Genomic DNA, 26,138 nt, shown 5'->3' with positions numbered 1-26,138 from the left:
TGCGGGCGCGGTGTGCCCCGGTGACGCACGCGGTGCCCGCGGCTTCACGGGTACCTAGCCGCCAGTTTTACACCCGGGCACGAAGCACCTATGGAAGCGCCCCGCTTCGTGAGAGAATACAGGGGTGAGTGATGAAGTGAAGAAATCTGTACCACCGCTGCGGAACGCCGTTCGTATTGTTCCCCTAGGTGGGCTCGGTGAAGTTGGCCGCAATTGCAATGTTCTTGAATACCAGGGAAAACTGGTGGTTGCTGATTGTGGCGTGCTGTTCCCCGAAGAAGCCCAGCCCGGTGTTGATCTTATTCTCCCCAATCTTGACTACCTGGAAGACCGCCTCGAGGATATTTCTGCCATCGTGCTCACCCACGGGCATGAGGACCATATCGGGGCGGTGCCCTACCTGCTGAAAATGCGCCCGGATATCCCGGTGATCGGCTCCCAATTGACCATTGCTTTCGTGGAGGCGAAACTCCAGGAGCACCACATCACCCCGAATGTCACCGTGGTGGCCGAAGGGGATTCTATGAGCATCGCGGGCATGGAATTTGAGTTCATTGCCGTCAACCATTCCATTCCGGATGCGCTGGCCCTGTTCATCCGCACCCCGGAGGGCAATATTCTCATCACGGGTGATTTCAAGATGGACCAGCTCCCGCTGGACGGGCGCCTCACCGACCTGCGTGCTTTCGCTGCGGCCGGGGATGAAGGCGTGGACCTGTTCATGTGCGATTCCACCAACGCGGAAATCCCCGGTTTTGTGCATTCCGAGTCGGAAATTCAGCCGGTGATCGATTCGGTGGTCGGTGGGGCCACCGGGCAGATCGTCGTTGCCTCTTTTGCCTCGCACGTGCACCGGGTCCAGCAGGTCCTCAACGCCGCGGCTCATAACGGTCGTAAGGTCGCCTTCGTGGGCCGCTCCATGGTGCGCAATATGAAGATCGCCGAAGACCTGGGGTATTTGGACGTGCCAGAAGGCACCGTCCTCGATCTCAAGAATATGAAGGATCTGCCCGAAAACCGCCGCATCTACATGTCGACCGGCTCGCAGGGTGAACCCATGGCGGTGCTTTCCCGCATTGCGAATCGTTCCCATCCCAAGGTGGCGATTAATCCCGGGGATACGGTGCTGCTGGCCTCCTCACTCATTCCCGGAAACGAAAATTCGGTGTTCCGGGTGATTAACGGGCTCATCAAGCTCGGCGCGAATGTGATCCACCAGGGCAATGCGCGGGTGCACGTATCCGGGCACGCTGCCCAGGGAGAATTGCTCTACTGCTACAACATATTGCAGCCGGCCTACGCCATGCCCATTCACGGGGAGGTGCGCCACCAGGTCGCGAACGCTGGCGTCGCGGTGAAAACCGGGGTTCCTGCCGATAATGTGATCCTGGCGGAAAACGGTTCGGTTATCGATATGATCGACGGCGAAGTTCGCCTTGTCGGCTCGGTGCCTTTCCAGAATATTTATGTAGACGGCTCCTCGGTCGGAGATATTACCGAATCTGAACTCAAGGACCGTCAGATTCTCTCCAACGAAGGCTTTATTGCTATTTTCGCGGTGGTGGATACCAATGCGCGGCGTATCGTTACCGGCCCGCACCTCCAGGCGCGCGCTATGGCTGAAGATGAAACTGTCTTTGACAGCATTACTCCGGAAGTCACGCGTGCCCTGGAAGAAGCCGTGGCGAAGGGTTCGGATAGCTACGGGATGCAGCAGGCCATGCGGCGTGTGGTGGGGCGCTGGGTTTCCCGCAAACTGCGCCGTTCGCCCATGATTATTCCGACCGTCGTAGAAGTGTAGTCCCCCTCGCACGCGGCGCGCCGGGAGGGGCAACTTTTTGCACAAAGGCTAGGCTTTTGATGTGAAGTTTCAGCGACGTGTCAAAAAAACCGAGAAAGAGACGACGGCGCCCGCGCGCCGCCCGTCCCGACGCTCCGCCACGCCCGCAAACGGGGCTGCCACGGAGCGGGCGGAGGGGCGGCAGCTGACGGGTAACGTGCGCAACGCCCTCGTGGCGACGTTCCTCGGTCTCGCGGTAATTGTGGCACTGCGCGAATGGTTCAATATTTCCGGAGTGCTTGGCGGGGTTATTCACCACGCCACCGCCGGTATCTTCGGGCTGCTCTCCGTTCTTCTTCCCGCCGTCTTCTTGGCCCTCGCTATCAGGCTGGTGGTCCCGGCGCGCGGGAATGAACACCGGCGGGTACTGCTGGGCGTGTTGATTATCGTGGTGTGCCTGGCCGGCATTATTCATGTGGTAAAACAGCCGCGTAGCCCAGCCGACTACTTCGCGGACGTAGAAAACGCCGGCGGCCTGATCGGGTGGCTCAGCGGGGGCGTCCTCGAGATGCTTTTCTCCCCGTGGGGAGCCGTTCCCATCCTCGTCATTATTATCCTGTGGGCCGGGTTCTATATCGCCGACGTTTCGATGGCGGATATCGCCGCGACTATTCGGGACCGGCGCGCGCAGCACCGTGCCGAAGCGGGGGATGAGATCGCCAACCGCGGGCACTCCGCGTCGGTGCCTTACGATTCGCCCCACGACATTGACGCGGCGGAGAACACCACCCGGCTCCCGAGCGCCGGGCGCACGTCCCGGCGCGGTAAGAAATCTGCGCGTAGCTACTTGGACGCGGCACTTTCCGGCACTCCTTCTGAGAACGACGGCGCAGCTACCGATCCCGCAGGCAGCAACGGCGGAAATGGTGCGGACGGGGCGGCGGGGGCCGACTGGGCAGACGGTGGGAACGGTGCGCAAGCCCAGGGCGCCACCACGGTGCTGCCGCAGGCTACGGCGGGTAGCGGGGCTGCGGGCCGGGCGGCGCCGTCGCCGAAAAAAACGGTGCGCACCAAGAAAACCGGCGGCGTGGCTGAGACCCAGGATGCGGAGGCTACGGTGCCTGATCTTCCCGCACCCGATACCGGTGCACCGTTCACCCGCACTCAGCAACTGGCCCTCGATCCGAGTATTTTGTATGAGCTTCCCTCCCCGGATCTGCTCAAACGCGGGGCGGTGCATCCCGAACGCACCGAAGCCAATGATCGTGTTGTTGCTGCGCTTACCCAAGTCTTCACTGATTTCGGGGTGGATGCGCAGGTAGTAGGCTTTTCGCGCGGACCGACGGTCACCCAGTACGAAGTGGAGCTGGGGCCGGGTGTCAAGGTAGAGCGCATCACCCAGCTCTCGAAAAATATCGCCTACGCAGTGGCGAGCGCCGATGTGCGTATTCTTTCCCCCATTCCCGGTAAATCCGCGATCGGTATCGAAATCCCCAATGCGGACCGCGAAGTGGTGCAGCTAGGCGACGTTTTGGCATCCGACGTGGCGCGCCGTGACCACCATCCCCTTACCGTGGCGGTGGGGAAGAACGTGCGCGGGCAGTTCGTGGTGACCAACTTGGCGAAAATGCCGCACCTGCTGGTGGCGGGCGCTACCGGCGCGGGTAAGTCGTCGTTCATCAACTCGATGATTACTTCGGTACTTATGCGCTGCACCCCGGACGAAGTGCGGATGATCCTCGTGGATCCCAAGCGTGTGGAGCTGACGATTTACGCGGGCATTCCCCATCTCATCACCCCGATTATCACCAATCCGAAGAAGGCCGCCGAGGCGCTGGAATGGGTGGTCAAGGAGATGGATGCGCGCTACGACGATATGCAGTCCTACCGCTTCAAGAACATCACCGATTTCAACGAGGCGATACGGGCGGGTACCGTTAAGGCGCATGATCCGCACCGTACCCTCCAGCCCTACCCCTACCTGCTGGTCGTGGTGGACGAATTGGCTGACATGATGATGGTGGCCCCACGCGACGTAGAATCCTCCATCCAGCGCATTACCCAGCTGGCACGTGCCGCTGGCATTCACCTGGTGCTCGCCACCCAGCGTCCCTCCGTGGATGTGGTCACCGGTCTTATTAAAGCGAATATTCCTTCCCGCCTAGCCTTTATGACTTCGTCGCTAGCTGATTCGCGTACCATCCTCGATCAAGGTGGGGCGGAGAAGCTTATCGGGCAAGGTGATGCTCTCTTCATGCCGGGAGGTGCCCAGCCGATTCGTCTCCAGGGTGCCTGGGTGGACGAGGCGGAAATTGAGCGCGTTGTCGAGCATGTGAAAACGCAGCTGCGCCCCCAGTATCGCGAAGACTTCAAAGAAACGGTGGAGGCCGCCGGGCGCGAGAAGAAACAGCGCGAAGAAATAGGTGAAGACCTTGATATTCTGCTCCAGGCCGCGGAAATCGTGATCACCACCCAATTCGGATCTACGTCTATGCTGCAACGCAAATTGCGCATTGGCTTCGCCAAGGCGGGGCGGATGATGGACCTGCTCGAACAATACGAGATCGTGGGGCCCTCCGAAGGCTCCAAGGCCCGCGACGTGCTGGTGGCACCGGAACTGGTGGAAGATGCTCTCGCCATGCTGCGCGGAGAACGCGACTCTATTTACGAGGACGAAACAGGTGATGGCGGGTCCGGAGCTGGCGCCGGTGTGCCGGGAACGGGCGCACCTGCCGGAGCGAGTGGCGCAGCAACGGGGTTCGGTGCGGACGGCGGGAATGTCGCTCATGACGCGTACGGCGCAAACGGGGCGAACGGCGCCGGAGTCGGCACCGTGCCCACGAACCGCTACGCCGAAGATCCACTGGCACACGACCCGGAGGACACCGCACCCACCTGGTACGACGATGATGACCCCGCCGGGGAATCCGGGGAGGACGCCTGGCAGCTCACGGGGCGGTAAAGTAGGGACATGTCTCACACGAACGCTCCGGAGGCGAGCGAGCCGCCCCTCCTCAATATCGCTAATGCTTTGACGGTCGCCCGTATTATCCTCATCCCAGTTTTTATCTGGGTATTCTGGGAGCCCACCGCTACTCGTAGCTTTTGGGCGTGGGTAGTTTTCGCCGTTGCGGCTTTCACTGACCGCCTCGATGGGCAGCTAGCGCGTTCGCGTGGGCTTATCACCAACTTTGGGAAACTTGCCGATTCGATCGCTGATAAGGGCCTTATAGCGGCAGCTCTCATTATGCTGTCTCTTCATGACCGGCTGTGGTGGTGGGTCACCATCCTCATGATCGCCCGTGAAATTTTCATTACTTTGGTGCGGATGCTCGTGGTGACGAAACAGGTCATGGCAGCTGGATGGATCGGCAAACTCAAGATGTTTGCCCAGTCCATCGGCGCCGGTATCCTCATGCTGCCGTGGATCGCGTGGCTCGGGCACCCGGGCGGAGATATTTTCCAGTGGCTCGGATGGATAACCCTCGGGGTTGCCCTCGTACTTTCGGTGTGGTCCGCGATCGGATATGTCGGTGATGCGGTGCGTATCGCGCGCGGCGGTGGCCAGGGTGCGCGCTCATGATGACGGCGCAGCAAGATGACGCCTCGTGCTTGGCCACACTCACCGAATCTTGCGTGGCAGATTTACGCAAGCGTGGCCTCAGCCTCGCCTGCGCGGAATCTTTAACCGGCGGGCTTCTCACCGCGCAATTCGTCACCGTTCCCGGGGTTTCCGCGGTGCTGCGTGGGGGAGTGGTCAGCTACGCGACCGACCTCAAAGCCAGCATTCTCGGAGTATCCAGCGAGCGTTTGGCCAGTCACGGGCCGGTGGATCGGGACGTGGCGCTCCAGATGGCGCAGGGCGTATGCGCCGTCACCGGAGCTGATATCGGCATGGCCACCACCGGGGTGGCCGGGCCCGGTCCGCATGATGGACACCCTGCGGGAACTGTGTGGATCGCGGTGAGCGCACGTGGAGGCGCGCAGGTGGCGCGCGAACTTCATATTGCCGGGGGGCGTAGCGACGTACGGAGCGGGGCGGTGCGCGGCGCCGTCGAACTTCTTGACGCGTTTTTGCACGACGGCGCAACCGATCAGGGCGCCGAGTCAGCTGTGTCCTGACTAACTCCTGTTCGCTCCCAGTAAATCTTCAGATTCACCTGGCTTAATATTTGTGGAACCTTTTGATGGCCTCGTGCCACGAGCCTGGCACCGGAGGCGATGAAGATGTTTCGCTCTGTGGGGAATAAAAACAGGAAGTAGGCGTTGAGGTTAGTGATGACAATTGATACCCGTACCGGCGTAACCCGGAAGAATGATTTCGTAGTGCGTCCTGAACAGCGCCAACCCGCTCTCCTTCGCGAAGAGATTGGCGAGGTTTTGCGGGCTTACCGGCAACGGCAAGGGCGTACCCTGCGGGAAGTTTCCTCCGATGCACGTGTATCTCTCGGATATCTCTCCGAAGTTGAACGTGGTCAGAAGGAAGCTTCTTCGGAACTCCTCGCTTCGATTTGCCGGGCGCTTAACGTACCCATGAGTCACGTGCTGCGCTTGGTTGCCGATCGGATTGACCTGGTTGAAGGTCGCATCCCGGCTCACCTGCGCGTGCCGGAAAGCCCGGCAGAACTCATGCGTGGGGAATTTTCCACTACAAAGTAATCCCTGTACACCACGTCGCAAACGGCGCGGTCAAGGTGGCGCACCGCTCGCGAAGCGGGGCCCTCGGAGCTAGTTTCATAGCTTTGGTTTTCCCTTGATACGCGCCGTTATGCTGTGTTGAGCGCTTCTCACCAGGCGCACTACCCACGGCCCCACACCAACAAAGGAATGCAAAGTACCTGTGCGTGAATCAGAATTCTGGCTCAATATTGATCGTGCTTTCCCGCATGGGCGCGGGAGAAGTGCAGCCCAAGATCTCGTTCTTTCCGCACTGGGAGATCGGAGCCCAGCCCAAGCCCTTGAAGCTGGGGAAGATCCGCAACGCATCTGGGATGCCGTGTGCGATACGATGGGATTCCCCGATTACTACCACTACCTCCATCGGCTCAGCCCGGAAGATTTCGCGGCCCACGAGTAGCGGTGCGAGTAACACGGGTGAAGAACGCCGGGGATTACTCCCACACGTCCCCTTCTAGAGAAGCATGTGCGTGAAGCATTCGCGAGCTAGGTGTGAATGCAGTGGGTGACACACCTGTTCAATGCGGTACCGAACAACCGTTCGTACTAGAATGATCCACAGATCCTCAGGCGTCAGCGTTATCCACAAGAGTTTCGCAGCGTCTAAGTATGTCGTAGGCCGGATATACAGTGATCTCGAGCCTCTCGGAGAGGGAGTGTCTCGTCTAGGCCTGATCTGTAGGAAACGTGAGTAAGGATGGGATATGGCCGCAGCTAAAGCTAGTGCCCGCACCAAAACGATTGGGCGCCCCATGGCGGATGATCGCAAACAGGCAATTGATACCGCTCTGGCGCAAATTGATAAGCAATTCGGTAAGGGATCCGTTATGCGGCTGGGGGACCATGTCCGTCCCCGGGTGGAAGTCATTCCTACCGGATCTATCGCTCTGGATATCGCCCTCGGTATTGGCGGATTGCCGCGCGGGCGCGTGGTAGAAATTTACGGCCCGGAATCTTCGGGTAAAACCACGGTTGCTCTCCATGCTGTTGCCAGTGCGCAGCGCAATGGTGGCATCGCTGCGTTTATCGACGCAGAACACGCACTTGATCCGATCTATGCGCGGGCTCTGGGCGTTGATACGGATTCGCTGATTGTCTCCCAGCCGGATACCGGAGAACAGGGCTTGGAAATTGCCGACATGCTCATCCGCTCCGGCGCGATTGACATCATCGTCATCGATTCCGTGGCAGCCCTTGTTCCCAAGGCGGAAATCGAAGGCGATATGGGTGATTCCCACGTCGGCTTGCAGGCACGCCTCATGAGCCAAGCGCTGCGGAAAATGACCGGTGCACTCTCTGCCTCGGGAACCACCGCCATCTTCATTAACCAGCTGCGTGAAAAAATCGGCGTGATGTTCGGTAACCCGGAAACCACCACCGGCGGAAAAGCGCTCAAGTTCTATGCTTCCGTTCGCATGGACGTGCGGCGCATTGAAACTCTTAAAAACGGTAGCGAGCCGGTGGGGAATCGTTGCCGCGTCAAGATCGTCAAGAACAAGATGGCTCCTCCTTTCAAGCAGGCAGAATTTGACCTCATCTACGGTGAGGGAATTTCCCGGGAGGGAAGCCTTCTCGATGTCGGTGTGGAGTTGAATATTATTCGCAAAGCCGGCGCCTGGTTCACGTATGAGAGTGATCAATTGGGTCAAGGCAAAGAAAAAGCCCGCCAATTCCTTATGGATAATCCGGATTTGCGTGATGAAATTGAGGATAAAATTCTCCGCAAGGCCGGCCTGCGCGAGGACCCGGAAGAAGCTAATACTCGCGAAGCCGAAGCTAAAACCGGAGCTGATGGCACTACTCCGGGATCTGGCGGCGCTAAGCAAGGCGCATCGGCGAAAAGTACCGAGAAAGCCGCGGAAACGGTTGGTTTCTAAGTAGGTGATCGCGATGGCACACTACTCGGATACCGATACAGGCGATGGTCGATCGCGCGCTGCTAGCTACGCGCGTCGCGGCGCCCGCTCACAGCGTGGCGTTCGGAAGGGGCGTGATCTCGAGTCCTTGAGTGAAGAAGAACAATTACACCGGGCCCGGGATATTGTCTATCGCCAGCTCGGCATGATGGATCGTTCCCGTTATCAGCTCAGCCAGGCGCTCCACACCCGCCAGGTACCGGAGGTAGTAGCTGAACGGGTACTCCACGAATTTGAAGTTGCCGGCTATATTGACGATGCCAAGTTTGCACGTGTCCTCACTGCGGTTCGCCGGCGTGATAAAAATGCTTCCCGGCGTGCTATTGCAGCTGAGTTGCGCCGCAAAGGCGTAGCCGCGGATCTCATCGAAGAAACGCTCGCGGAAATTAGTCCCGATGCTGAACTTGATTCCGCGGTGCAGCTAGCCGTGAAGAAGTTGCGTAGCGCCTCCGGGAAACCGGAAACGCTAGCCCAGCGTACGTACGCCATGCTCGCTCGGCGTGGCTTCACAGCCGAGCAATGCGCACAGGCGCTGCGTCAAGCCCGGGCGCTTCTCCTAGACGAAGGCACCGCGGAAGAAACGGGTGATGACGGGTACGATTACGCGGCCGAAGGTACGGTGGCAGAGTGATTATTGCAGTCGTGGGGCCCACCGCAAGCGGAAAAACATCCGTATCGCTGGAACTCGCAGAATTTTTGGGCGGGTCGGCCAAGGTGGAGATCATCTCCGCCGATGCTATGCAGCTGTATCGCGGCTTGGATATCGGTACCGCTAAGCTTCCACTCGCGCAGCGGCGTGGAATTCACCATCATCAAATCGATGAGCTGGATATCGCGGAAGAAGCTTCGGTTGCGGCCTACCAAAAGCACGCTCGGCAGGATCTAGCGACTATCACCGCGGCGGGGAAAATCCCCTTGGTGGTGGGAGGCTCTGGGCTTTACGTATCTGCGCTTCTTGATGAATTGCAGTTTCCCGGTACCGATCCCGCGCTACGTGCTGTGATTACGGAAGAAGCCCGCAGTAATTACCCTCGGCTCTTGCGGGAGCTGGAGGAACGTGATCCGGAGGCGTATGCCACCATCGATACTCGTAATGAACGCCGGGTTATTCGAGCTCTGGAAGTTATTCGACTAACGGGTAAACCCTATACCCCACGTTTTCCGCGCCACACCTCTCACTATGAGGATGTACATATCTTCGCGATCCATCGCGAAATAAATGGTCTTCACGCCGCGATCAACGCGCGTGTGGATGAGATGATGAGGGAAGGACTCCTCGAAGAAACAGCGGGCTTGTTGCGCCGCGGCTTGCGGGAAGCCCCGACCGCATCGCGGGCCACCGGATATCCTCAGGCCATGGCAATCCTGGACGGCAACCTCAGCCTCGCCGAAGGGACGGAAGAAATTCGTATCGCCACCCGGAAGCTTGCGCGTAGGCAACGCTCGTGGTTCCGCGCCGATCCGCGTATAACGTGGCTGGAAGCCGATGCGGATACCCCGGTCCAGCTTGCCTCCAGAATCCTCGAGGATCTTGCCTGAGGAATGCAAGGAGTGCCCTTGTCACTACCGGGGTGCCTTCTTCGCAACTAGTGGCCAACGTACATAACTACCGGCGGACATGCAGAACCCGGAATCCCTTGGAGGATCCAATCTTCTCGCACAGATAGCCCTCGCCCGCTATCCAGGCAGCAAGGGAATCCGCACCCAAATTCTTCTGCACAACCAGGTAGGCTTCGCCATCTGAAGCCAGGCGATCCAGCCAGGTAGCAAGCAACTCATGCAAGGCAGTTTTCCCGATCCGAATAGGAGGATTCGACCAGAGCAACCGAATTGATTTCTCTCCCAAACACTCCAGGGCCTCGTCGGGGCTAAGTACGTCGCCACGCAAGCCATTGGCTTCAAGGTTGACACGGGTCAATTCACGAGCCCGCTCATTCACATCCACCCCGATAACGCGAGGAGTCTCAGCGGCCAAAGCCAAGGTGATCGGCCCCCAGCCGCACCCGAGGTCCACCGCGATTTCACCTGGTTCTAGCTCCGGTTCGGGCACTTTTCGTAAGAGTACCGCGGTTCCTTTATCGAGGCCGTTGCCGGAAAAGACGCCGTCGTCGACCTTAACGGAATAGTCCCGCCCCCGGATCGTTACCTCCATGGTGCGGATGTTACTCGCGGTATCCGGATGCTCTGAAAAGTAGTGCGAAGTCATAACACCAGCTTAAACGAGCCGCGGAGAGGAAGAAAATCGCAAGAAGCGCCGCAGAACACGCATATGTGCCAGGTTACCGGTAGGAAACTTCGGCACAACGTGAGAAAATGAGAGTCCATACGAAGGAGAACGTGGCCATTAGCAACGAAGTACATGAACACGAGCACCACGTCGGTGATGTTGATATCTCTACCCGCCGCGGCACGGTGCTCCAAGCTGATACCGTATGGCAAGCGAGTACGGACAGTATCCACCGCGACCACATCGGCTTTCAGGAAGTGGAAGGCCTAGCCCGCGGTATCGAACGCGAACAAGGCATCGATGTCGAATATCGTCAGGTTCGCCTGGAACGAGTCATCCTTGTGGGAGTTTTCGCTGATGACCGTCCCCGGGCCGAAGAATCCCTCCGTGAACTCGCGGCACTAGCTGATACGGCCGGCTCAACGGTACTCGCCGGGGTTATCCAGCGCCGTGCGCTTCCCGACCGTGCTACCTACCTCGGGGCGGGAAAAGCCCGAGAACTCGCCGCGATGGTGGAGGTTCAAGAAGCTGATACCGTCATTGTTGATACTGAGCTGGCGCCTTCTCAGCGGCGTGCCCTCGAAGATATCGTCAACGTTAAGGTTATTGATCGTACCGCGCTCATCCTTGACATTTTTGCGCGGCATGCCCAATCGAAGGAAGGTAAAGCTCAGGTCGAGCTCGCACAGCTGGAATATCTCCTCCCGCGGTTGCGCGGTTGGGGTGAATCGATGTCACGCCAGGCCGGTGGGCAGGTGGCCGGTGGTGCAGGAATCGGATCGCGCGGCCCAGGTGAAACTCAGCTGGAATTAGATCGACGCCGCATCCGGCAACGCATGGCAAAACTCCGGCGTGATATCAAAAAGATGGCACCGGCCCGCTCCACTCGGCGTGCCGAACGGCGCCGTACCGGTATCCCCTCCGTGGTGGTGGTTGGTTACACGAACGCCGGGAAATCCTCGCTGCTCAACCGGCTTACCGGGGCGAATGTTCTGGTGGAAAATGCCCTCTTCGCCACTCTTGACCCGACTGTACGTAAAGCTATTACCCCGGAAGGGCGCGAATTTACGCTTTCAGATACGGTGGGATTTGTGCGTAATCTTCCCACCCAGTTGGTCGAAGCTTTCCGCTCCACCCTTGAGGAAGTGGACGGGGCGGATGTCCTCCTCCACGTGGTCGATGCCTCCAATGCGGATCCGGTCGCCCAGGTCACCGCCGTACATGACGTGCTCGCGGATGTGCCCGGTGCCCGTGATATCCCGGAGATTATTGTGCTCTCCAAAGCCGATATTGCTGATCCGGTAGATCTGACCGCATTGCGTTCACGCTACCCGTCCGCTATTGCGGTTTCTTCCCATAGCGGGGTGGGTATCGATGAGTTGCTTGCGCGCATCGAAGAAGAACTGCCCCACCCCAATATTGAAATTGATGCCATTATTCCTTTCGAGCGTGGAGATATCGTCTCGCGGATTCTGGAAGAGGGCGAACTTTTGGACGAGCTCGAGTATCTGCCAACCGGCACTCGTATCCACGCCCGGGTGCGCGCCAATATTGCTGGGCAGATCGACACCCGCTGGGGTGTCCAAACAGAGGTGTCCAGCAGGATGCGGGCATGAGGAAAGAACTGACCGAGATCCTCGAGCTGGTGGTCGCGGATCTCGGGGGAGCGGTCCGCGAGGGGCAGAATCGTATGGTCGAGGAGACCGCTACCGCTCTGGAGGACTCCTCCCACGTGCTGATTCAAGCCGGGACAGGCACTGGGAAATCTATTGGTTACCTGGTGCCGCTCATGGAATGGTCGGTGCGGACCGGTCAGCGTGCTGCCGTCTCCACCGCGACCCTTGCTTTGCAGCGCCAAATCGTGGGGCAGGACGCGCCGCGTGTGGCGCGGGCCGTCAGCGCGGTAACCGGTCATGAACCGCATATTGCCCTGCTCAAAGGCTGGAATAACTACGTGTGTTTGCGCAAGGTCCACGGCGGTTATCCCGAAGATGATGCGCTTGTCAGCCGCGCCGAAGGAGAATATGGCGCGAGCGCAACCGGTGAAGAAGTCAAGCGCTTGCGTGAATGGGCCGCGGAAACTGAAACCGGGGACCGTGATGACCTTGTCCCCGGGGTATCCGAGCGGGCCTGGCGCCAGGTGTCCTTGAGTAAACCCGAATGTGTGGGGGTGAAGTGCCCGCTGCGTGACGTGTGTTTTCCGGTGCGGGCGCGCACCGAAGCCGCCGAGGCGGATATTGTTATCACGAACCACGCCATGCTGGGCGTGCATAGCTCTGGCACCCCGGTACTCCCGGACGTGGATGCTTTCGTTGTAGACGAGGCTCATGATCTCGCCGACCGTGTCACGAGCCAACTCACGTTTGCGCTCTCGCATGGCGAAATCTCGGGATTGGCGCGCTTGCTGCGCCGCGAAAAAATCTTGCCCGAGGGGATCGAACGGGCCCGTGACGGCGTCGTCGCCATTATGGATGAACTGGAGGAAGGGCGCCTCACGTGCCTTCCCGCGCCCCTGCAGGACGCTCTCATGCTGTTGTTGCGTGAATTGCAGCTGGTGGAGAACGACGTCGCAGCTTTGCCCGGCAGTACCGAATCAGATGCCGCGACGAAAGCCGTGGTACGTCATCGGCTCTCTACCTGCGTCGATATGGTAAGCGCCATGGTGAGTGAGGAGGTGGCAGCCGGCGCTTTGGTCGTGTGGCTTTCCCGCGATCTGGAGGGGCGTTCGAGTCTGTGCGCGGCGCCTCTCGATGTGTCCGCGCCGTTGGCGGATACGCTTTTCGAGGCCCGCCCCGCGATCCTTACTTCCGCAACGCTCGCCATCGGTGGGCGTTTTGAGCTGGCCGCGCGTCAGATCGGTTTTTCTTATCCGAGCCAGGGACCGTGGCGGGGAATCGACGTCGGATCGCCATTCACCTACCATCAGCAGGGCATTCTCTATATTGCGCGCCACCTGCCCGTTCCGGGGAAGGAGGGGTACGGGGAGGAAACTCTGCGTGAACTCGTCGAATTGATCGAGGCTTCGGAGGGCGGGGCGCTGTGCCTTTTCACTTCCCGGAAGGCCGCAAACGAGGCTGCGGCTTTCGCTCGCGATCACCTCGATGTACCTATTTTGGCGCAGGGCGAAGACCAGCTGCCCACCCTCGTCAAAGATTTCGCCGCGGATCCCCACGCTTCGCTTTTTGGGACGCTTTCGCTGTGGCAGGGTGTGGATGTTCCCGGTTTGACGTGCCGCTTGGTGACCATTGACCGGATTCCGTTCCCGCGCCCCAATGATGCGCTGGTGCAAGCGCGTTCACGCCGGGCTCACGAGCGCGGATATAACGGCTTCATGGAAGTGTCCGCGGCGCATGCTGCTCTATTGCTCGCGCAGGGGGCCGGGCGCCTCATCCGCAGTGAGGGTGACCGGGGTGTGGTGGCGATTCTAGATCCGCGGCTTGTTACCGCGCGTTATGGTGGGTTCTTGCGTGCCTCCCTTCCACATATGTGGGGAACGGACGACGGTGCCGTGGTGCGTGCGGCCCTGGGGCGGCTCGCGGCTCAAGTCAAGTAGCGTTCCTAGCTGGATGGTAACCCAGCTTGGGCAGTGGGCAGTGGGCAGTGGGCGGTGGGCAGCGGGCAGCGGGCTTATGGTACGACGACGCGCCCTCGCTCGGTACGGGGTTTGCCAATCGTGGTGCTCCGGTGGCTCCCCGAAACCGGGGTTGGCTAGAGGGTGCGCAGTACCATAACAACGCGCCCGAGTACTTCGCTATCATCAGCGGGAATGGGGGAGTAGGCGGGGTTACAAGGAAGTAGCGTAACGTGGCCATCGCGGCGTTGGAGAACTTTTACCGTGGCCTCGCCATCGATCATGGCGGCAACGATTTCCCCGTTTTCAGCGGTGGGTTGGCGGCGCACCACCACCCAATCCCCATCGCAAATCGCGGCATCAATCATCGATTCGCCCTGGACTTTCAGGGTGAAAAGCTCACCAGTTCCCGTCAATTGGCGCGGTAACGGGAAGACATCTTCGATGAGCTCTTCAGCCAGAATCGGAGCGCCAGCCGCGATCTTCCCGACAACTGGCACATTAATTGCTTCACTAATATCTACCGGGAGGTCAGATTCTAAGCTGGTTCGGTCCGGTTCGCCCACCGGAAGTAGCCCGCTTCCCCACTCGGAATCACCGCGGGAGCGGCGTGCGTGGGCGAGCCCGGCATCTGTGAGCTCAATCATGCGCGGCCGGCGCGGATTGCGGGAGATATAGCCCTTTTCCTCAAGTGCATCGAGTTGGTATTTCACTGAAGAAGGGGAGGACATACCCACTTCTTCACCAATTTCCCGCACCGTTGGCGGGACACGGTGGGTGACGATTCCGTCAATCACAACGTCCAGTATCTCTGCCTGGCGAGCCGTGAGCTGAGGATGATCCATATGCACTCCCGAGCGTTCGTGCCGAATTTTTTGTCGTAAGGGCGGGTTTGAATAGTTCTACGACGGCGGGGTTCGGAGCGTAACCGAACCACACGGAATCGAACGAACGTTCTAGACAAACCCTTGCTGTCGTACTAGTCTAACATACAGATGTTCGGCGAACGAATGTTCGAGGAGTGAAAAATGAGTGTCGCATACCAGGAGATAACGCGGGAAACTAGCCGTGCTCACACCAGCCGGCGGCACCCGAAACTGCGGGTAGTGGGTGAGCAGTCCGCGGCCGTGCACAGTAAGCCGTGCGGGGAAGAAGTTCGCCACGGGGATGTTCGCGGGGGAGCTTCGGTCACCGCGCTACGGGTAGCTGGCGCACGCCGGCGCTGGAACACTCCGGCTCTGGGTGCGGTGCGCCGCCCGGTGGTCGTTGCGCCACGGTCGGTTGTGCGATCGGCGGCGGGTGCGGCAGCCCGATCCGCTAGTCATATAGCTACTCGAGGGGAAGCCTCATCTGCTACTCGGGTCGCGGCTCAGGCGTCGGTACCTTCGCGCGCCGCTTCAGCTTCGTTGGATGGAATCGTGCGGATGGGTGTACGGGTAGCGCTGACCATTGCTGTCACTCTTCTCCTGGCCAGTTTTGCCATGATCGTAGGGACCACTTTCTTGGAAACAGGAATGGCAACCGTAACAGTGCAAGGCGGGGATACCTTGGCGAGTATTGCCGCCAGCATCCCGGGTGTTCCGGATATTTCCACCGGGGTGGCGGATATTGTCAATCTCAATGGGCTCGTTTCTCATGATCTGGTTCCCGGCCAGGTGCTTGAGATTCCGGGTTATTAGTCATGAGGTACCGGTTGGGCATAGACCGCCCGGATGGTACGGGTGATACCTATGGGACTACCATAGTTATGCGGTTGGCGCATTATAGCTGAGCCATTTAGAATGATTAATGTGCATTGCCCATTTTGTCGCAACCCTGATTCACGGGTGATTGATTCTCGTACCGCTGATGATGGCCTGTCCATTCGCCGTCGTCGTGAATGCCCGAACTGCCACCGGCGCTTTTCCACGCTGGAAACAGCTAGCCTTGTGGTCGTCAAGCGTTCGGGTGCTACCGAACCTTTCTCACGTCAAAAAATTATTAACGGGGTGGGGAAGGCGTGCCAGGGGCGTCCGGTTACCGAAGACCAACTGGCATTGCTCGGCGCCCAGGTGGAAGAAAAAGTCCGCTCCTCGGGCAGCTCGCAGATTGATGCGCATGATATAGGCCTCGCTATTCTCGAACCGCTCAAGGCCCTTGACCTAGTTGCGTACCTTCGCTTCGCATCGGTCTACTCAAATTACGATTCCATTGACGATTTCGAGCGGGCCATCGCAGATCTCCGCCAGGATCCGGATGTTCCGGTTGCATCAGAATCGCCGGATTTCTCGAAACCTCAGTCCTGAGGGAGCAACACGCGGAAAACTGCGTGAATGCTGTGCACCGCCGGAGGTCAGCGTGCTATGCGGCGTCGTTATGAAAACGATGCCGCACGCGGAGACACAATGCTAGGGGCCTAACTCTCAGCGTTCTCCGGGTTTTCCCTATTTCGTGATACGGCGGTGTTCTCCATGTCTGGGCGAGTAGCACCATCGGTGCTTCCCTCAGGATTGGTCTGGTCATTGCGGCCGGTTCCGTTATCTCCTACGGCAGGTGTCATGGATCGCGTGGCACCTGCAACTAGGTCGTGGCTGGACCGTACTACCCAGGTGGCAAAAGATTCTAAAGTAGCCCCGGCAGAACGCACGAAAGTGGCAATCGTTTCCTGGCTGGGGGCAGTCTTATCCACCCACTGGCGTACCGCACCGCCACTTTCCGTAGCAGATTTCGTGACGCTGGAGGCCCAGCTTTGAATCTGATCGACGGTCAGATTATAGGTGGCCTCCAACCCGGCCAATACACGCTCGAAAGTTTCACGGGTCATATCACCTACCGCCGCAGTGGCGCTTCCGGCAACTGCGCCGGCTTTTTTCACCCACACCCCGGCCGTCAGTTCGAAATTATCCAGCTGTTCGCGCACCGAGCGGCGCATTACCTTCCCTAACTGGGAGGTGGGAAGGGCATCAAAAAGAGCAATGGACGAGGGCATAGCGTAATGCGCAAGCTTGCCTTCGGCCCAGCGGCGCACCGCCGCCAGATCAACCGTGGATCCCGGCTCTAAAACGAGAGCTGCTACCACGGATTCGCCACGTTCCGCGGCGGGGATCCCCACAACTGCCACGTCGCGGATCTCTGGCATTTCTCGCAGGACATCCTCCACCTCGGAAGGATAAATATTGAAACCGGAGGAATTAATCATCTCCTTCGCGCGATCTGCCATAACGATGAAAGGCCCATCCCAGCGCCCCAAGTCACCGGTGCGCAGCCAGTCTCCGAACAACGCCTGCGCGGTTTCCTCTGCTTCACCCAGGTACCCAGCAAAAACTTGCGGGCCGCGCACCAAGATTTCCCCCACATCCTCGGCATCTTCCGCCAAATTATCGGGATTGGCGATGCGTACCTCGGTACCGGGGAAAGGAACGCCTAGGGTGGAGGGGCGCCGATCCTGGCTCATCGGAGATCCAGAAACCACCGGAGACGATTCCGTCATCCCGTACCCCTCAATAAGGAAACCTCCGGTGCGTTCTTCCCAGCGGTGCGCCACCTCCTCCGGCAGCGCCATCGCGCCGGACACCCCGAAACGAATCGAGGACAGATCAATAGTTTCCCCGGCGGATTCCCGCTTTTCCACCTCGGCAAGAATACGGGAGAACATGGGTGTTACCCCGGGTAGCACGGTGATGGGGCGCCGCTTCTGGGCAGCCAGCAAGGACTGAATATCGAAATTCGGCAAGAAAATAGCGGTCGCAGCCAGATCAAGGCCGCACATCATCATGAGGGTAAAGCCGAATGCATGGAAGAGGGGCAGTACCCCAGCAATCACCTCGTGATGATCAGCTTCAAAAGGCACCCAAGCAATGATCTGCTTGCGGTTGGACACCAAATTCCGGTGCGTGAGCATCACAGCTTTCGGCTTGCCGGTAGTACCCCCGGTAAACATATAGAGAGCAACGTCATCCGCCTGCGGTTTACGGAACGTAGCGAGATCCATAGGATCCGCTTTCCGCCACTCCCGATCAAAAGACGCCACGTGAGCCGGAACACACCCGCGCAAGCGAGCACGCTGGGTGCGAGCCTGCGCCACCGGAAGCTTGAGAAGCATCCGAGAGGTCAGCGGTAAATCTCGGGAGAGGTCCACTGCGAAATAGTGGCGCGGGTCGTGGGGATCTGGTGCCAACGTGGCAATGGTCTTCTCCCATGCGATAACAACTCGCGCATCAACCATCGCAATTTGGCGGCGCAATTCTGGTTGCGGAGCTAGCGGATTCATCTCCGCGACGGTTGCGCCCGTCAGGATCGCACCCCACAGGGCATACATATGTTGGGGGCAATTTGGCAAGGCCACGGCAACGGTATCCCCGCGCTGCACTCCCAAACTGCGCAGGAGAGTGGCAACACGGCAGGACCGCTCAACAAGTTCACGGTAACTCGTTGTTGCCCCGAGGAAATCTAAGGCCACCCGATTGGGATAGCGTGCGGCCGCGCGCAGGAGCGACTCTTCTAAAGTTTCCTCGTCCACCGTGATATCGGAAGGCGCCCACTCCGGATAAATATCCAGCCAAGGTTTCACGGTCATTCGTACTCCTTCACCCACCCGAACAGCGGCCTCATAGCATTGACTAATCAATCATAGTGGTAATAATTGCGAACTGCGGTACGCGTAACTGCGGTATGCGTAACCACGGCACGCGAAGCCGCGACGTGACAGCCCGAAGCCCACGGCCCTCTGAACCGCAGCGCAAGGGGTGCGCGGTCTTAGGAACCAACACCGGCGGCGCTCGCGGTGAGCCCGGCCGGGAGCGCGCCTTCAGAAACCACGTGGAGAAGCTGGGTGGGGCGCGTCATCGCCACGTAAATATTGCCCGGTCCTTCGGCCAAAATCTCACTTGGCTCCACGAGCACGACAGCGTCAAATTCCAAGCCCTTGGACTGCACTGCCGTGAGAACTTGGATCCGGGCCGTGACATCACGACCGGTGACGTCTACAGTCCATCCGGCCAGTTCCGGAGCTGTTGCGATAGTGGCCGCCACCCGAGCTACTCGAGTCTCCGGCACGATCACGCCGAGGGTACCGGCCTGCCCGTAACGTGCATCCAAGCGTTCGCACACCTGCGCCGTCGCCCTAATAATGCCCGTGGTAAGAGTTCCGGGTGCGCAGCGCTCGGCGATCTCCACGGCGCCACCCTCGGTACGGGCCGCACGCACGGGGCGCACCATGACCCCGGCCGCGTGCTGCACCGCCCCGGCGGTATCCAAAATAACGGCCGGTGTTCGGTAGGACACCGTGAGTTCTTCTACGCGCACTCGATCAGCTAGGCGGCCCAGCAACCCCTCCCAGCCGGCTCGTGGTGAACCATCCGGGCGTTGGTCAAGGTCACCGACCACCGTCATGGAACGGGAAGGATTACGCCGAATGAGCATTTCCCACTGCATGGGGGAGAGCTCCTGGGCTTCATCGACCACTACGTGACCGTAGGTCCAGGTCCGATCCGCGGCGGCACGCTCGGCTAGTGAGGTACCGTCCCCGCGTCCACCCATCCGTTCGGCTAGCAGCTCTGCACTCACGATCCCGCCGCCCACGCCCAGCGCCTCCATTGTTTCTCCGGCATAGCTGAGTCGATTGTGTTCGGCCGCATCGCGTGCCGCCCGGGCGTGGCGTTCCGCATCGGTGGCAAAAGATCCGAGAACTTCAGCGAATTCATCGATGAGGGCAATATCGGCGATGGTCATGCCATGCCCGACCGGACGCTGCAACGCGGCTCGTTCCGCAGCATTGAGCTCGGGCGCCACCTCGGCAAGAAGATGCGGTTTGGTGAGCAAGCGCTCCAGCAGTGCCACCGCGGAGGAAGGCATCCAGCGCAGGTTGATTTCCCGGCGCGCGTCAATACTCTCCGCTACATCCGCAATAATCCACGGGTTTTCCGAGAGCTCCACGTTCTGGCCCTCGGCCACCTGCCGTGCTAAAACATCTACGAGGTATTTCGCGTAAGTATCGCGGGCTTCGTTATGACGCTTACCTGTACGGCGCGCCCGCCGTTGCGCGTTTTCGACATCCTGCGGGGTTAGGCATACATCAACCCCGCTGATGCGCATCCGCACGGCCTTGCGCAACGGGCGTTCGAGGAGGGTGCGCACCGCGCGCGGGGCGATAGTACGCCACACCAGGCGGCCCTTAATCTCCGCGGCGGGGGCAGTATCGACGGCGCTTACCGTTACCCCGGGCACCAGCCCGGCAATCGTCGTCGATACGACATCAGATTCTCCCAGTGACGGTAACACCTGATCGATATAGCGCAAAAAGACTGGCGAGGGGCCCACAATGAGTACGCCAGAACGCGCCAGGCGCTCGCGATGGGTATACAGAAGGTAAGCAGCGCGATGGAGGGCCACCGCTGTTTTCCCGGTCCCCGGCCCGCCCTGGACCACCAGCACATTATTAGAATCGGCGCGAATAATACTGTCTTGTTCGGCCTGAATCGTCGCGACGATATCGTTCATTTTTCCGTCGCGCGCCGCATTCATCGCCGCCATGAGGGCGCCCTCGCCCGTCAGATTGAGATCTGAGGCGGCACGCGAAGAGTCAAGAAGCTCATCTTCCACTCCGGTGACCGTGCGCAGGCGGGTCTGAATATGGCGGCGGCGCCGCACCTTTCCCGGATGTGCGGCGGTGGCCCGATAAAACGGTTCGGATTGCGGGGCGCGCCAATCCAGGAGCAAGATCTCTCCGCTTTCGTCCTTCAAACCGATCCGCCCGATATGATCCGTTTCACCCTCGCGGGTATCGAGCCGGCCGAGAACCAGCCGGTTTTCGACTCGCCGCAAGCGGGTGAGATTATCTTCGTAATGGGTGGCGAAAGAGTCTCGCTCGGTCATCTCACCGGCGCTTTCCTGACCGCTCTGGCTGCGAACCGCAGCCAGGCGCTGGGCATAGGCTTCACGCTGGCGATCAAGGGCACGGTACGCAGTATCCACGAAAAGCTGTTCTTCCCGTATTGCGTCCTCGCGCGCGCTATGAGGATCGTTGACCACGAGCGGCTCCTCCTGATGACCGAACATAATCGGGCGGTGTCCTGGAAAAAAGTAACAATCAATTATGACGGAAAACGCCGGGGCGCGCTATAGTGCGGTGACGGGAACGACAGTGATCAGCCGGTGGCGAATACCGGAACCGTGTTCGGTTACGTCTCGTTGTAGAGATTGCCGTTATTGAAGTACGACGGCGCCCGGCGCGCTCGGCCGGGCCGGTAGTCTAGGCTGGAGGGGAAGCTAGCGAGCTGGAGAGGGAGGAGGATCACGGTGAATTATTTCGTTTACCCCTGTGAGGGGGAACAGGAAGATTCCTGGGCGAGCGGGGAGCGTTGTGAAAGCGTCGTCGTTCATCTCACCGATCCCATCAATGACATTGGTTCGGTTTCAGAACTCATTGCCTCGCAGCTCTACACCCTAGAGCTCAGCCCGGTGGCTGATATAAATGTGGACGGGCTGGTTGATTATCGGGCGCAGCGCCCGCGGGTGCACTATCTCAACGGTGCGCTGGAAGACATTGCCATCCCGGCGCTCGGGCTGTTCCACGCCAAAGATATCGAGGGCACCTCTTTCTTACTTCTGCTCGGTACCGAACCAGATTTTTGCTGGCAGGGGCTCAACTCTGAGCTCATGGCGGTTTTCGCGCAGCTGGGAGTGAAGCGGCTCTACCGGGCCGGATCGGTGGCCGGGGCACTACCCCATACCCGCCAGCCGGATATGCTCATCCGCACCCGCAATGCCGATCCGGTGGCTCCCGCCCTGGAAGCTGACGTGTGGTATCCGGCGTCCTTCTCAGATTTTTTGGAATACAGTCTCGGACAGATGGGAGTGGCGACCTTCTCTGTGACGGTGCGGGTGCCCATGTATATTGCCGGGCACCATTACGCGGCCGGGGCAGCCAGCGCGCTCTCCATGCTCGCGAAAACGGCCGGGCTGAGCCTGCCGCTGGGAGACTTGGAAGCCAGTGCCGCCGAAGAATCCGAGCAACTTGCCCAACTCACCGAACATAATGAGCAGCTCGCGGAAATCGTAGCTGCCCTGGAAGCCGAATATGATCGCGCGGAAGGGCATCCGGGTCTTATCCAGGCCCCGCAGCACAGCCTCACCGTTCCCAGTGCCGATGAAATTGGGCGTGCGGCGGAAAGTTTCCTCGCCCGAGTGGATGCCTCAATGGTCAAGCGCAAGGAGCACGCCGATAACGAGCAGGCGCAACTGACGGAACGCCTGAAAAATATGCGGGCTGCGTGGCAGCATGCCAGTGGTGGGCACCGGTCCAGCGCCGAAGCACATACTGAGGCCGAGCCGCGTACGGCAGGCGAGCCGGATGCCCACGGCCAGGAAGACGGGGGCCCGGCGCCTCAGCGCCCGCGCGGTCGGCACGCCGCGGACTAGTCTTCGGGCAGGGGAGCGCCTGCGGGTAAGTAGCCGATATCGGCATCCCGCTCGAGGATGGCGCCGCGAGCCCGCCGGCGTAAATCCGCCCGTCCCACCATGCGCGCGGGCAGTGGGAGGCGGCGAACCAGTCGCTCGATCTGCGCGAAAGCGAATTCTCGCTGGGAGGCAGCCAATACGATATTTCCGAAGCGACGCCCGCGCAGCACCGCCGGATCCATAATCGCTAGCACATACTCGAAATGCTCGAGGAGGGCCCGTGATTCATTCGCGAAGCGGGTCAGGCCGGTGGAGGCCACCGAGTTGAGGAGATACACACCGTCGGGTTGCAGAACTTCGGCGACTCGCGCAGCGGCGTCGCCGGTACGTAAATGGGACGGAACATCACGGTCAGCAAAAGCATCGCGCACCACCACGTCCCAGCGCGCCGCCGTGGTGTCCAGGGTGACGCGCGCGTCCTGCACTCGGATACGCAAACGCGGGGACGGGGGCAGATCGAACCATTCGCGTGCGTAGGTGGCGAGTTTGCCGTCAATTTCCGCTGCGAGTTGGCGTGAGCCGGGCCGAGCGGCATCCAGGGCCCGTGGAAAAGCGCATCCGGCTGCCCCCAGGTGGAGAACTCGCAGCGGCTGGAGCTTGGGATACATGGCTTCGAGAATGCACCTAAACTGTTGCATATACTCGAATTCTAGATACGTGGGATCGTCAAGATCCAAGGCGGAGGATTCCACCCCATCCAGGTAGAGGGTCACGAGGGAAGGGCGATCCGAGCGCCGATCCAGTTCGGCGAGGGCGTAATCAGTTCGCACGGGTTCGGTAGGCACACTCACAGCTCCAGCCTAATGGAGAGCGCACCGTAACGAGGGGAACTCGGAAAACGAAACCGCGCGTGAGGATACGCGAGCGTAACCTGGCGAACGGAAACCGGGCGAGAAAATGGAGTGAGAGGAAACGGAGGGCTTATGTCACGCGCACCGCGATCACGCGCCGCCCGCCATTCCTGGGGCGATGACGATTCCCGCACTCCCATCCTCCATATTGATATGGATGCCTTTTTCGTATCCGTGGAGCTCCTCGACCACCCGGAGCTGCGCGGGCGCCCCGTCGCGGTGGGTGGCCAGGAACGGGGCGTCGTGGCGGCAGCGTCCTACGAGGCTCGTGCCTTCGGGGTGAATTCCGCGATGCCGGTGGGGCAGGCGCGGCGGCGCTGCCCGCATCTCGTTATGCTCACCCCCCGCCTGGAGCTTTACCGCGCGGTATCGGAAAAAATTATGGCGATTTTGCGGGAGGTCACCCCGCTGGTGGAGCAGCTCTCCGTGGATGAAGCTTTTCTGGATGTCGGGGGAGCACGCCGGCTTTTCGGCTCCCCGGTACATATTGGCCAGCAGCTGCGCGCACGTATCCGCACCGAGGTTGGGGTGCCTGCCTCCGTGGGGATCGCCGCCACCAAACACGTGGCCAAAATTGCCTCCGCACACGCCAAACCAGACGGGCTGCTCCTCATTCCCGCCGCGGCCACCCTCGAGTTTCTGCACGACTTACCTGCCGGAGCGCTCTGGGGAGTGGGCGGGCGTACCGGAGAACGTTTGCGTTTACACGGGATCGAAACGGTGGGGGACGTCGCCGCAGCCGGTCCTGATCAACTCCGCCGCCTCGTCGGCGCCGCGGCCGGGGATCACCTCTTCCAGCTGGCCAGCGGTGTCGACCCGCGCCCCGTTACCCCGAGCCGTGAGGAAAAATCCATCGGGCGCGAAGAAACCTTTTTCGATCCTCTGGCTGACCGGGGCGAGCTTCAGCGCATTCTGCTTGCCCAGGCCCATGACACCGCCACCCGGTTGCGTGCAAAAGACCTGGTTGGGCGCACCGTGGTGATTAAGGTACGGTTCCCAGATTTCACCACCATTACCCGGTCGGCAACTTTGCCGCAAGCCACCCAGGTTGCCGCAGAGATTTACGAACGTGCCCGCGAGCTGCTGGACGGGGTGGAGGTCACCGCCGCGGGCTTGCGGCTTCTGGGTTTGCGGGTGGAGAACCTGAGTGAGCAGGGCGGTTTCCAACAGCTTGCTTTCGATGATGATCCGCGCCGCGGGGAGGCCGAGAGTGCCATGGATGCGGTGCGTTCGCGCTTCGGAGCCGGGGCACTCGGGCCAGCAAGCCTCTTGCAGACACGTGGTACGGGCCACGACGATGGGGCGGGAGGCACCGGAACGGGGCACGGTGGGACGGGGCGCGGCGATGCCGTACCCGGTGGGCGCGCAGGGCTCGGAAACGGTGTATCGTGACACAACATATCGTGACGCTGGTGCGCCGGGCACGGTAGACTGGCGGCAGTACAGTAACAAGGAGGCACAGTGGCCCTATCGGACTACGAGAAGAAGATGCTCGCTGAGCTGGAAGCGCAGCTCACCAACGAGGATCCCAGCTTCGCACGTAATATGAAGCCCGCTGCGCCGGAAGTAGAAGCCATCAGTCGGCAACTGTCCGTGCGCAATCTCGTACTCGGGATTCTCGGGCTGGTCGCGGGTATCGCCATTCTGATCGGTGGAATTTCTGCACCGAAGATGTGGTGGCTTGGTTTGCTCGGCGTCATCATCATGTTTGCCTCGGTATGGTATGCGCTCTCGGGTGTACATACTGAGAAAGTTGCGGTGCCTGCCGGAGGTGCGGGATCCCCGAGTGCATCGGGGCCGCGCGGGGTAGCGTCCTTTATGCAACGCCAACAAGAAATTTGGGAAAAGCGCCGCCGCGGCGAGCACTAGAAACTACGGTAGCGCTGGCCCGGTTCGTCCGGTAGCTCAAACTCGGCACCCATAACGGTGAGAGGATATCGATCCTCTCACCGTTTTCTTTTTATAGATACGACGACGCAGCTGGGTGCGAGCGCCCCGCGCTACCGAACGTTCTGCTTCGCTGAGCGTCTCGCATGACAAATCGGGCATTCCTCACCCCTGAACACCCCATCGCACTCCACCGGCACTCCACTCGGTTTTCCCTGTTATGGCGGGCTTTTCTAAGAATCACTAGCGCGACATACCCTTGTCATGGCAAACTGGTGGAGTAAAGTGGAGTAAAGTGGAGGCAAGCGCCACGAGAGGGGGTGCGGTAGATGTTCCTCGGCACATATGAGCCCAAATTGGACGACAAAGGTCGAATCATTCTGCCCGCCAAATTTCGTGATCAGCTCCAGGGCGGGCTGGTGATGACGCGCGGTCAGGAACATTGCATCTACGTCTTTCCGCTCGCGGATTTTGTGGAATTGCAGCAAACCCTGGCTAAAGCCCCCTTGACGTCCAAAGAGGCGCGGTCATATACCCGCGTGCTGCTCTCCGGCGCCGTGGATGACATCCCTGATAAACAGGGACGAATCACCATCCCGGCGATGTTGCGCACGTACGCGGGCCTGGATCGCAACCTCGCGGTTATCGGCACGGGCAACCGGGTCGAAATCTGGGATAGCGCCGCGTGGGCGGTCTACCTAGAGGATCAAGAATCGGCTTTCGCCGATAGGGAAGAAGAGGTCATCCCCGGCCTCTTCTAGGAATCGCGTGATCGCGGTGGCGGTCTTTCGCG

General features: G+C 60.1%; 22 protein-coding genes. 17 read left to right on the top strand and 5 right to left on the bottom strand.

Features of this window, described 5'->3' with window-relative positions; genetic code table 11:
- Positions 1-124 precede the first annotated feature (124 nt).
- The 9 genes from PWJ82_RS00925 to miaA all read left to right on the top strand — a co-directional run bounded on the left by PWJ82_RS00925 (position 125) and on the right by miaA (position 9,912).
- The gene (locus tag PWJ82_RS00925) at positions 125-1,801 is read left to right on the top strand and encodes a ribonuclease J (protein ID WP_274733165.1); all 1,677 of its coding nucleotides are present in this window, start codon (positions 125-127) and stop codon (positions 1,799-1,801) included.
- A gap of 61 nt (positions 1,802-1,862) precedes the next feature.
- A complete protein-coding gene (locus PWJ82_RS00920; protein WP_274733166.1) occupies positions 1,863-4,742 on the top strand; it encodes an FtsK/SpoIIIE family DNA translocase in 2,880 nt (959 codons plus the stop codon).
- Between the two features lie 9 nt (positions 4,743-4,751).
- Entirely contained in the window at positions 4,752-5,363 is a 612-nt protein-coding gene (gene pgsA, locus PWJ82_RS00915; RefSeq protein ID WP_016442519.1) for a CDP-diacylglycerol--glycerol-3-phosphate 3-phosphatidyltransferase, read from the top strand.
- Positions 5,360-5,902 carry a CinA family protein gene (locus PWJ82_RS00910; RefSeq protein WP_016442520.1) on the top strand — a complete coding sequence of 181 codons (543 nt, stop codon included), beginning with the start codon at positions 5,360-5,362 and terminating at the stop codon, positions 5,900-5,902. The genes pgsA and PWJ82_RS00910 overlap by 4 nt, the downstream gene beginning before the upstream one ends.
- Positions 5,903-6,058: 156 nt before the next feature.
- Entirely contained in the window at positions 6,059-6,439 is a 381-nt protein-coding gene (locus PWJ82_RS00905) for a helix-turn-helix domain-containing protein (protein WP_016442521.1), read from the top strand.
- A gap of 181 nt (positions 6,440-6,620) precedes the next feature.
- Positions 6,621-6,857 (top strand): DUF3046 domain-containing protein, encoded by a 237-nt coding sequence (locus PWJ82_RS00900; protein ID WP_039898314.1) that lies wholly within the window; start codon positions 6,621-6,623, stop codon positions 6,855-6,857.
- Between the two features lie 304 nt (positions 6,858-7,161).
- Positions 7,162-8,334 carry a recombinase RecA gene (gene recA / locus PWJ82_RS00895; protein WP_274733170.1) on the top strand — a complete coding sequence of 391 codons (1,173 nt, stop codon included), beginning with the start codon at positions 7,162-7,164 and terminating at the stop codon, positions 8,332-8,334.
- Between the two features lie 127 nt (positions 8,335-8,461).
- A complete protein-coding gene (locus tag PWJ82_RS00890) occupies positions 8,462-9,004 on the top strand; it encodes a regulatory protein RecX (RefSeq protein WP_274733171.1) in 543 nt (180 codons plus the stop codon).
- Positions 9,001-9,912, top strand: a complete 912-nt coding sequence (miaA, locus tag PWJ82_RS00885) for a tRNA (adenosine(37)-N6)-dimethylallyltransferase MiaA (RefSeq protein ID WP_274733172.1) — start codon at positions 9,001-9,003, stop codon at positions 9,910-9,912. Before PWJ82_RS00890 ends, miaA begins: the two co-directional genes overlap by 4 nt.
- Before the next feature lie 67 nt (positions 9,913-9,979).
- Here the strand turns inward: miaA and PWJ82_RS00880 are convergent, their stop codons facing one another.
- Positions 9,980-10,579, bottom strand: a complete 600-nt coding sequence (locus PWJ82_RS00880) for a class I SAM-dependent methyltransferase (protein ID WP_274733173.1) — start codon at positions 10,577-10,579, stop codon at positions 9,980-9,982.
- Between the two features lie 107 nt (positions 10,580-10,686).
- Between PWJ82_RS00880 and hflX the strand changes: the two genes are divergently transcribed.
- A complete protein-coding gene (hflX, locus tag PWJ82_RS00875; RefSeq protein ID WP_274733175.1) occupies positions 10,687-12,216 on the top strand; it encodes a GTPase HflX in 1,530 nt (509 codons plus the stop codon).
- Positions 12,213-14,153: an ATP-dependent DNA helicase gene (locus PWJ82_RS00870; RefSeq protein ID WP_274733177.1), complete on the top strand. Its 1,941-nt coding sequence runs from the start codon at positions 12,213-12,215 to the stop codon at positions 14,151-14,153. The genes hflX and PWJ82_RS00870 overlap by 4 nt, the downstream gene beginning before the upstream one ends.
- A gap of 155 nt (positions 14,154-14,308) precedes the next feature.
- Here the strand turns inward: PWJ82_RS00870 and lexA are convergent, their stop codons facing one another.
- Entirely contained in the window at positions 14,309-15,016 is a 708-nt protein-coding gene (gene lexA, locus PWJ82_RS00865) for a transcriptional repressor LexA (protein ID WP_016442529.1), read from the bottom strand.
- A 183-nt stretch (positions 15,017-15,199) separates the two neighbouring features.
- On the opposite strand from lexA, the gene PWJ82_RS00860 reads away from it, so the two are divergent.
- Both PWJ82_RS00860 and nrdR read left to right on the top strand, forming a co-directional pair.
- Positions 15,200-15,850 carry a LysM peptidoglycan-binding domain-containing protein gene (locus tag PWJ82_RS00860; RefSeq protein WP_016442530.1) on the top strand — a complete coding sequence of 217 codons (651 nt, stop codon included), beginning with the start codon at positions 15,200-15,202 and terminating at the stop codon, positions 15,848-15,850.
- 102 nt (positions 15,851-15,952) lie between these two features.
- Positions 15,953-16,456 (top strand): transcriptional regulator NrdR, encoded by a 504-nt coding sequence (gene nrdR, locus PWJ82_RS00855; protein ID WP_016442531.1) that lies wholly within the window; start codon positions 15,953-15,955, stop codon positions 16,454-16,456.
- 110 nt (positions 16,457-16,566) lie between these two features.
- Here the strand turns inward: nrdR and PWJ82_RS00850 are convergent, their stop codons facing one another.
- Both PWJ82_RS00850 and PWJ82_RS00845 read right to left on the bottom strand, forming a co-directional pair.
- Entirely contained in the window at positions 16,567-18,726 is a 2,160-nt protein-coding gene (locus PWJ82_RS00850) for an AMP-binding protein (protein ID WP_274733181.1), read from the bottom strand.
- A gap of 179 nt (positions 18,727-18,905) precedes the next feature.
- Complete coding sequence (locus PWJ82_RS00845) at positions 18,906-21,179, bottom strand: HelD family protein (RefSeq protein WP_274734894.1); 2,274 nt, start codon at positions 21,177-21,179, stop codon at positions 18,906-18,908.
- Between the two features lie 267 nt (positions 21,180-21,446).
- On the opposite strand from PWJ82_RS00845, the gene PWJ82_RS00840 reads away from it, so the two are divergent.
- Positions 21,447-22,568, top strand: coding sequence for a PAC2 family protein (locus tag PWJ82_RS00840; protein WP_274734893.1), 1,122 nt, complete (start codon positions 21,447-21,449; stop codon positions 22,566-22,568).
- Here PWJ82_RS00840 and PWJ82_RS00835 read toward each other — a convergent pair.
- Positions 22,565-23,398 carry a spermidine synthase gene (locus PWJ82_RS00835; protein ID WP_231366666.1) on the bottom strand — a complete coding sequence of 278 codons (834 nt, stop codon included), beginning with the start codon at positions 23,396-23,398 and terminating at the stop codon, positions 22,565-22,567. The two genes, PWJ82_RS00840 and PWJ82_RS00835, sit on opposite strands and share 4 nt — an antisense overlap.
- 132 nt (positions 23,399-23,530) lie before the next feature.
- Here PWJ82_RS00835 and PWJ82_RS00830 point away from each other — a divergent pair, with 132 nt between their 5' ends.
- From PWJ82_RS00830 to mraZ, 3 genes are all read left to right on the top strand, one after another.
- Positions 23,531-24,850 (top strand): DNA polymerase IV, encoded by a 1,320-nt coding sequence (locus PWJ82_RS00830; protein WP_274734892.1) that lies wholly within the window; start codon positions 23,531-23,533, stop codon positions 24,848-24,850.
- Positions 24,851-24,919: 69 nt separating this feature from the next.
- Positions 24,920-25,327: a DUF3040 domain-containing protein gene (locus PWJ82_RS00825; RefSeq protein WP_274734890.1), complete on the top strand. Its 408-nt coding sequence runs from the start codon at positions 24,920-24,922 to the stop codon at positions 25,325-25,327.
- Between the two features lie 347 nt (positions 25,328-25,674).
- On the top strand, positions 25,675-26,106 hold the full coding sequence (gene mraZ, locus PWJ82_RS00820; protein WP_274734889.1) for a division/cell wall cluster transcriptional repressor MraZ: 432 nt from the start codon (positions 25,675-25,677) through the stop codon (positions 26,104-26,106).
- Positions 26,107-26,138 lie beyond the last annotated feature (32 nt).

The sequence above is a fragment of the Actinotignum schaalii genome (genome assembly GCF_028864145.1).
Lineage (GTDB): Bacteria > Actinomycetota > Actinomycetes > Actinomycetales > Actinomycetaceae > Actinotignum > Actinotignum schaalii_B.
The sequence above is the reverse complement of the archived record's forward strand: the minus strand, read 5'-3'. Positions and strand labels throughout refer to the sequence as shown.

Bases quoted from the DNA above. Each gene is read 5' to 3' on its own strand.
- PWJ82_RS00830 (WP_274734892.1), top strand. From the start codon at position 23,531: ATGTCACGCGCACCGCGATCACGCGCCGCCCGCCATTCCTGGGGCGAT.
- nrdR (WP_016442531.1), top strand. From the start codon at position 15,953: ATGATTAATGTGCATTGCCCATTTTGTCGCAACCCTGATTCACGGGTG.
- PWJ82_RS00910 (WP_016442520.1), top strand. From the start codon at position 5,360: ATGATGACGGCGCAGCAAGATGACGCCTCGTGCTTGGCCACACTCACC.
- recA (WP_274733170.1), top strand. From the start codon at position 7,162: ATGGCCGCAGCTAAAGCTAGTGCCCGCACCAAAACGATTGGGCGCCCC.
- pgsA (WP_016442519.1), top strand. From the start codon at position 4,752: ATGTCTCACACGAACGCTCCGGAGGCGAGCGAGCCGCCCCTCCTCAAT.
- PWJ82_RS00905 (WP_016442521.1), top strand. From the start codon at position 6,059: ATGACAATTGATACCCGTACCGGCGTAACCCGGAAGAATGATTTCGTA.
- mraZ (WP_274734889.1), top strand. From the start codon at position 25,675: ATGTTCCTCGGCACATATGAGCCCAAATTGGACGACAAAGGTCGAATC.
- lexA (WP_016442529.1), bottom strand. From the start codon at position 15,016: ATGGATCATCCTCAGCTCACGGCTCGCCAGGCAGAGATACTGGACGTT.
- PWJ82_RS00850 (WP_274733181.1), bottom strand. From the start codon at position 18,726: ATGACCGTGAAACCTTGGCTGGATATTTATCCGGAGTGGGCGCCTTCC.
- hflX (WP_274733175.1), top strand. From the start codon at position 10,687: ATGAGAGTCCATACGAAGGAGAACGTGGCCATTAGCAACGAAGTACAT.
- PWJ82_RS00880 (WP_274733173.1), bottom strand. From the start codon at position 10,579: ATGACTTCGCACTACTTTTCAGAGCATCCGGATACCGCGAGTAACATC.
- PWJ82_RS00860 (WP_016442530.1), top strand. From the start codon at position 15,200: ATGAGTGTCGCATACCAGGAGATAACGCGGGAAACTAGCCGTGCTCAC.
- PWJ82_RS00870 (WP_274733177.1), top strand. From the start codon at position 12,213: ATGAGGAAAGAACTGACCGAGATCCTCGAGCTGGTGGTCGCGGATCTC.